Annotated in this window: 6 protein-coding genes; 3 read left to right on the forward strand and 3 right to left on the reverse strand. The window is 52.5% G+C overall.

The window, feature by feature from the left end:
• The first annotated feature begins 50 nt into the window (after window positions 1-50).
• The gene (locus RDN69_RS05355) at window positions 51-266 is read left to right on the forward strand and encodes a hypothetical protein (RefSeq protein ID WP_024048456.1); all 216 of its coding nucleotides are present in this window, start codon (window positions 51-53) and stop codon (window positions 264-266) included.
• Between the two features lie 103 nt (window positions 267-369).
• Here the strand turns inward: RDN69_RS05355 and RDN69_RS05360 are convergent, their stop codons facing one another.
• Window positions 370-1,320, reverse strand: a complete 951-nt coding sequence (locus RDN69_RS05360) for a LysR family transcriptional regulator (protein ID WP_024048455.1) — start codon at window positions 1,318-1,320, stop codon at window positions 370-372.
• A gap of 519 nt (window positions 1,321-1,839) precedes the next feature.
• On the opposite strand from RDN69_RS05360, the gene RDN69_RS05365 reads away from it, so the two are divergent.
• Window positions 1,840-2,061 carry a FeoA family protein gene (locus RDN69_RS05365; RefSeq protein ID WP_034436836.1) on the forward strand — a complete coding sequence of 74 codons (222 nt, stop codon included), beginning with the start codon at window positions 1,840-1,842 and terminating at the stop codon, window positions 2,059-2,061.
• Between the two features lies 1 nt (window position 2,062).
• Window positions 2,063-4,135, forward strand: a complete 2,073-nt coding sequence (feoB, locus tag RDN69_RS05370) for a ferrous iron transport protein B (protein ID WP_273259352.1) — start codon at window positions 2,063-2,065, stop codon at window positions 4,133-4,135.
• A 43-nt stretch (window positions 4,136-4,178) separates the two neighbouring features.
• Here feoB and RDN69_RS05375 read toward each other — a convergent pair whose 3' ends face one another.
• Window positions 4,179-5,456, reverse strand: coding sequence for an SLC13 family permease (locus RDN69_RS05375; protein WP_159822482.1), 1,278 nt, complete (start codon window positions 5,454-5,456; stop codon window positions 4,179-4,181).
• An 82-nt stretch (window positions 5,457-5,538) separates the two neighbouring features.
• Complete coding sequence (locus RDN69_RS05380; protein ID WP_159822900.1) at window positions 5,539-6,615, reverse strand: sodium ion-translocating decarboxylase subunit beta; 1,077 nt, start codon at window positions 6,613-6,615, stop codon at window positions 5,539-5,541.
• Window positions 6,616-7,161: the final 546 nt, after the last annotated feature.

Consider the following 7,161-nt stretch of genomic DNA (forward strand, 5'->3'; position numbering starts at 1 on the left):
GTATCCTGTAAATAGAAAATTCCGTTAAGGAAGGGAAAGGAGATGATTTTATGTCGAGATTTTGGCAGCATTACGCGAACCATCGTTTGGCGGCGGCTACCGGTCTGAATACCGAAGTAGCGGAAAGTTCCGTGATGGTAGCACCGCGTTTGGCGCGCAAAGAAGTATTTTCATTGCAAGGCGTGTGGCGCTACCTCGCAAAAAAACGGCTGGCGACCGCGGATGCGCTTTACTACCACAATGCATTCCCGGTCGCGCATTGTTGACATACTCTTTTTTCTCCGCTTAAAACACTCGGGCCTGCCCGCTCGAGTAATCTGCCCATAAAAATAACGGCGTCATGACGCCGTTATTTTTTTATATCAAATCTCAGACCGACTCGCGGACCGAAGTACTAACCGCATTGGCAAGCGCAGAAGCGGCGGTTTCTTCCGCCTTTTTTTCCGCCGCCAAGACGCTTGCGTAGTAATGTAAAAACACTTGTGCGGTGTGCGAAAGCGGTCGATTGCGCGGACGTACGATCGCTTTTTTCAACATAATACCGCTCAAACGTCGGGAGTCCAGCCCCGGCCAAAATTCTTCCTCCGCCTCCGCCGGAATGAGCGCCGCTATATTTTCTGTGCGCGCCCAAGCCAGCGCTGATGCCTTTGTCGTACAGACGGCCACCAATTGAAAAAGCGTCTGTACGTCGCCGATTTCCTGTCGCAAAATGGCGGCCGCGCTGCCTGACGCGGCAATCGCCATGCCGCGTAAATCGGCAAAGCTCGCCCCCTGCTTCGGCACCTGGCGCAATAAATCTTTTGCGCCGACAACGGTCAATGATTCGGCGCTGGTAAATAAAAATTCAAACTGCTCCGGCGGTGCAAACATCGTATGGCATACGCCGAGATCCGTCTCGCCGGCGAGAAGATCTTCTTGCTGTACACTTGTAATGCCTTCTTTCAGTTCAAAGCGCACATGAGGATACTCCTTGTGAAACCCCGCCAGCACCCGTTGGATAAAGCGCGGAGACCGTCCCGGCGAAATGCTGAAACGTAACGTGCCGCGCACTTCCTGCGTGGCGGTTGCCATTTCATCGTCCGCCAAGTCCTCCAAAGCACAAATCTCTTTTGCACGCTGATAGAAGATTTCCCCGGCTTCCGTCAGGTGCAAGCGGCGGCGGCCGCGCGCGACAACGACCAGTTTTGTTTCGAACCGTTTTTCCAAAAGCTGCAGCTGCTTACTCAACGTCGGTTGCGTAATATGCAGATATTCCGCAGCGTTGGTCATATTGCCCGCGTCCACCATCGCCATAAAATTACGATAATACTCGGTGTCCATGATTTCCTTTCCGCGCTAACTTTTATATTTAGCACTAAAAATATATATTTTTTTGATGGCGAATTTTTTATGTCGGTTTACATTGTATAGTATATATTGTAGCATATAATTGTTTATAGATTATGCATTTTTTAGCACCTTACGATCACGCTGAATTTTCCACACAGTAGTGTTTTACCGCGTATGGGAAAAACCTTTGATCCTTCCTCAAAAAGGATAAGTATGTTATAATGCCATTACATTGATAATGAAACTCAAAATGTAATCTTTATCTATCACCATCACCGAATGGTTTTGCCTGCGGATGCGTTGTTCCGATGGCAGGCTTATAGCGGCATCGGATCCTTGCTTTTCATTACGCTGTTTTCTCTGTTGTTTTTTCGTGTCCGTCGACCGGATGATCCCGGTAGCGACTTCGGCTGCCGAGTATTTTTCTGTCCGCTCCTGTGCTTTATACGCAGGACATCATTGTATTTATATATTTTGTATTTACATATAGAATTTTTTGGGGGGGAAGGTATGACATTAGCTGACTTGCGCCCGGGCGATACCGCTATCGTCACGGGACTTGCGCAAACGAACATGAAACGTCGTTTGCAGGATTTGGGACTGATCGATGGCACGCCTGTCACTTGCATCGGCGTCAGCCCGCTCGGCGACCCCAAAGCATTTGCGGTGCGCGGCACCGTGATCGCGATTCGCGAGACCGACAGCCGCCATGTTACTGTAAGGAGTGATTAAGATGACCCCTGCGATTGCTCTTGCCGGCAATCCGAATGTCGGCAAAAGCACCGTTTTCAACGCCTTGACCGGATTAAATCAGCACACCGGAAATTGGCCCGGTAAAACGGTGGAGACGGCGCACGGTTACTACGAAGATGCCGACGGCCGACTGGAGCTTGTCGATCTGCCCGGCTGCTATTCTCTTTTAGCGCATTCCGAAGAAGAGGAAGTCGCCCGCGATTACATCTGTTTTGAACAACCGGCCTGCGTGATCGCCGTGTGTGACGCGACCGCGTTGGAACGCAATTTGAATCTTGTGTTGCAAATTATGGAGACCACGCCGCAGGTGGTCGTCTGCGTGAATTTACTGGACGAAGCGGCAAAAAAAGAAATTTCTGTCGACTTGGCGCAACTGGCAAGTCGTCTGGGCGTTCCCGTCATCGGTACGGCGGCCCGCTCCAAGACGGGTCTTGACGATTTGATCGCCACGGTCAAACAGCGTCACATTGCCTGCCGGCAACCGCAAAAACACGCGTATCCCGAAGCCATTGAAGCGGCGATTGCCAAGCTGGAACCCGAACTCGTTCCGTATGTCGGCCACAAAGTCAGCCCGCGCTGGCTCGCCATACGTCTTTTGGAGCGCGCCGCCGGCATGTCGCAGGCGATGGAACGGTACCTCGGCATCAATTTATACAAAATTCCCGCCATCGCGCAGGCGCTCACCGCGGCGCAACGGGATTTGGTGCTGGCCGGATATCCGCAAGAGGAACTGCGGGACGCGATCAGCGAAAGTTTCATTCGTCGCGCGGAAGCCATCAGTCAAGATGTCGTGACCTTTCACAACCCGCATTACGCGCAACGGGATCGCAAACTCGATCAATACTTCACCGGTCCGTATACCGGATTTGCCATTATGTTTCTTTTGCTTTTAGGCGTCTTTTGGCTGACGATTACCGGTTCCAACTATCCTTCCGAAATTCTCGCGCAGATTCTTTTCGCCGGTCAGGATTGGTTAGTCGACCGCGCCATCGCGCTGGGCGTATCCGAGGCGATCTACGGTCCGCTTTTATTCGGCGTATATCGTGTCATGGCCTGGGTGGTTTCCGTGATGTTGCCGCCGATGGCGATCTTTTTCCCGCTTTTCACCTTACTCGAAGACCTCGGTTATTTGCCGCGTGTCGCGTATAACTTAGACCGTTGCTTTCAATACTGTAAAGCCTGCGGCAAACAGGCTCTCACGATGTGCATGGGCTTCGGTTGCAACGCGGCGGGTGTGACCGGCTGTCGGATTATCGATTCGCCGCGTGAGCAACTGATTGCCATCCTCACGAACAATTTCGTTCCCTGTAACGGCCGTTTTCCGACGATAATCGCGATGATTTCCATGTTTTGGATCGGGACATCGGGCGGGCTTTTAGATTCGCTGGGAGCCGCCTTTTTGCTCGCCATGGTCATTGTTGTCGGTGTCGTCGCCACGCTGGTGGCTTCCAAGCTGCTTTCCATGACCGCGCTGAAGGGAATTCCCTCCTCGTTCACGCTCGAGCTGCCGCCGTTTCGCCGACCGCAGATCGGCACCGTCATCGTGCGCTCGCTCTTGGATCGAACGCTCTTTGTACTGTGGCGCGCCGTCAGCGTCGCGGCGCCGGCCGGGCTGGTGATTTGGTGTTTGGCCAATCTGCAATATCATGGCGTCAGCTTAGTCCGACACATGGTGAACGCGTTGGAGCCGCTGGGCTACCTCATGGGGCTGGACGGCACGATTTTGACCGCGTTTATTTTAGGCCTGCCGGCGAACGAAATCGTTTTCCCCTGTATGATTATGATTTATCTCGCCGAAGGCGCTTTGCTCGACATCGATAATCTCTCCACCTTGAAAACGCTTTTGCTTGACCACGGTTGGACCTGGCTCACCGCCCTGTGCGTGATTTTATTTTCACTGATGCATTGGCCCTGCGGCACGACCCTGCTCACGATTCAAAATGAAACGAAAAGCTGGCGTTGGACAATGCTTGCCACATTGCTTCCTACCGCCATGGGCATCCTCACCTGCATGGCCGTCACCGCTATCGTTCGAAGCGTAGGCGGCACATAAAAAAAGACCTCCGCAGAGGTCTTTTTTTATATCATTCAGCAGCTCACGGGAAGAACGGCCAAACGATAGGAATCACAATCATCGAAACGACGAAGCCGACAATACAGAGCGGAATACCGACTTTCAGGTAATCGTTGAAGCTGTATTGGCCCGGTCCGAGAACCAAGGTGTTCGGCGGTGTCGCAACCGGCGTCGCAAAGGCGGCGGAAGCGGCGATCGCGATCGCGACCAAGACGGCTTTCGGATCCGCATGCAAGGATTGCGCCATCGAAATGCCGAGCGGTGCCAAGAGCGCCGCCGTCGCCGTGTTGTTCATAAACTGCGTCATAATGTTGCTCAAGAGGTACATAACCGCCGCGATAACGAGCGGGTTCGGGCTGTCGCCGAGCCAGCCGACAACAGTATCGGCAATCAATTTGCCGGCACCCGATTTATCCAAAGCAGTCGCGATCGGCATCATGCCGGCGAAGAGGAAAATCGTTACCCAGTCAATCGAGGCATACGCCTGTTTTTCTGTCATACATCCGGTCAAGACGGCCACCAGCGCGCCGATTACGGCCGCGGTCGTCAGCGAAACGCCGAGCTGTTTGGAGAAGACCATCGTCAGTACAACACCGATCAAAATCAAGAGCGAAATCATCTGCTTCGATTTGCTGTGGTTGACGGTCGACGGATCGACTTCCTGTTCCACTTCGACTTCCGCATCCAGTTCATGCGAAGGCAGCAAACGTTTGCCGACCGTCAGCGTGAACGCGATGGTGGCGAGCGAAAGCGGAATACCCATCCAGGCAAATTCGAAGAAGCCGAATGTCGGCAAGCCCGCGTTGGCCAATGCGCCGGTAACGATAATATTCGGCGGCGTACCGACCATGGTGAGCGTACCGCCGACGTTCGCGGCGATCGCCATCGGCATCAGGAAGCGCGAGCCTTTCAATTTCGCCGCCGCGCAGATGCCGGTAACTACCGGAATCAAAGATGCGGCCGTACCGGTGTTGGACAATACCGCACTCATGATAATCGTAACGAGCATAACGCCGCCCATCAGGCGCGTTTCACCCGTGCCCGCCATGCGGACAACGCTTTCACCGATTTTTTGCGCCATACCGGTATGGAACAACGCCGCACCGATAACGAACATGCCGGCGAACAAAACAACCGTCGAGTTCGAAAGACCCGAGAAAATTTGTTTTTCAGAAATAACGCCTAACAAACCCAGCGCAATCGATCCGCCCATGGAAGTAATCGCGAGCGGAATCAGTTCGGTAATGAACAGCACCGCGACGACGCCCAGGACGCAAAGAGTAATAATAGCAGGACTCAAATCAATACCTTCTTCCTATAACAACTGTAACATTTGAAAAGTAGGTAAGTGGTTCGGGCAAGAAAGTAAGTGGGAAAAAAGTTTATTGCATGGCTTGCAACATGGCAAGCATCGTGCCGGCCGCGACCGCCGTGCCGATAACACCGGCTACGTTCGGTCCCATCGCGTGCATCAGAAGGAAGTTCGACGGATTCGCCTTCGAACCGACCACCTGCGATACGCGCGCCGCCATCGGTACAGCCGATACGCCCGCCGAGCCGATCAGCGGATTGGTCTTGCCGCCATCCAACATCGTCATTAACTGGCCGAAAAGTACACCGGCCGCCGTGCCGCCGATAAAGGCCACCAAGCCGAGACCGATAATTTCCAGCGTTTGCACGTTCAGGAAACTTTCGGCCGACATCGTGATACCGGTACCGAGCGCGAGGAAAATCGTAACCGTATTCATCAACGCGTTCTGCGCCGTATCCGACAAACGATGCGTAACGCCCGACTCGTTGATCAGGTTACCGAACATCAGCATGCCGAGCAATGCCGTGATCGAGGGCAAAATCAACGAAATCAGAATCGTCGCGGCGATCGGAAATACTACCTTTTCAAAATGCGTCACATGACGCAGCTGGCCCATGACAATTTTCCGCTGTTTTTTCGTGGTGAACAATTTCATAATCGGCGGCTGGATCAAAGGAACCAACGACATGTACGAATACGCCGCTACCGCGATCGCGCCCAAGAGTTCCGGTGCGAGTTTGGAAGCGAGGTAAATCGATGTCGGGCCGTCCGCTCCGCCGATAATACCGATGGCCGCCGCCTGCGGTGCCGTAAAGCCCAGGAACATGGCGCCCCCGAGCGCGACAAACACGCCGATCTGTGCGGCCGCTCCTAAAAGAAGCGTTTTGGGATTCGCGAGCAGCGGACCGAAGTCCGTCATCGCGCCAACCCCCATAAAAATAAGTGGCGGAAAAATTTCATAATGAATGCCCGCGCTGATAAGTGCAAAAACCCCTTCTTCAAAACCGTTTTTCGGTAAGTTCGCCAAAATACAGCCGAAGGCGATCGGTCCTAAGAGTAAAGGTTCATACTCTTTGACAAATGCCATGTACAGCAATAAGATGCCGACAAAAATCATCAGGCCATGACCCAGGGAAAAAGCGATCATGCCGCTGTCATGCCATACTGATGTAATCGCTACCACAAAATCTGTTGCAAAGCTTCCCAACTGACCTCTCTCCTTTCTTCTAAAGGGGGCGGAAATTTCCGCCCGTTGCCAATGTCCGATCGCTGTTTGGTCCGAAGGACAAATCCTTTGCCATGGCTGAAAACGTGTGCCGCATGACGAGGTAGCTGCTCGTCGCACAATTGACACTTCGTCATCGAAGTCAGGAGATACTTGGTCAATTTCGTTTCTTACAGTTTCATGCTCAGGATGCTCTGCAAGCTTTTTCGCAGAAAACTTGCTCGCAAGCGATCATGGGTGCGCTCTTCCTACGCACGCCGGATAAGTACGAGAGACCAACCTAAAAGTGGACAGAAGGTCATACCCTACTTACATTCTCAATACTACACAGTTTTTAAGCGTTCGTCAATATTTGTGCAATTCATAAATTCGCATAAATCATTCTTGAAAAGTGTCATTAATGACCTATTTACAAGCTTTTATATGCCATTATGGAGATTGATATTCCAAATGTTTTATGGTGTTATT

This window comes from uncultured Negativicoccus sp., from assembly GCF_902480485.1.
Taxonomy (GTDB): domain Bacteria; phylum Bacillota; class Negativicutes; order Veillonellales; family Negativicoccaceae; genus Negativicoccus; species Negativicoccus succinicivorans.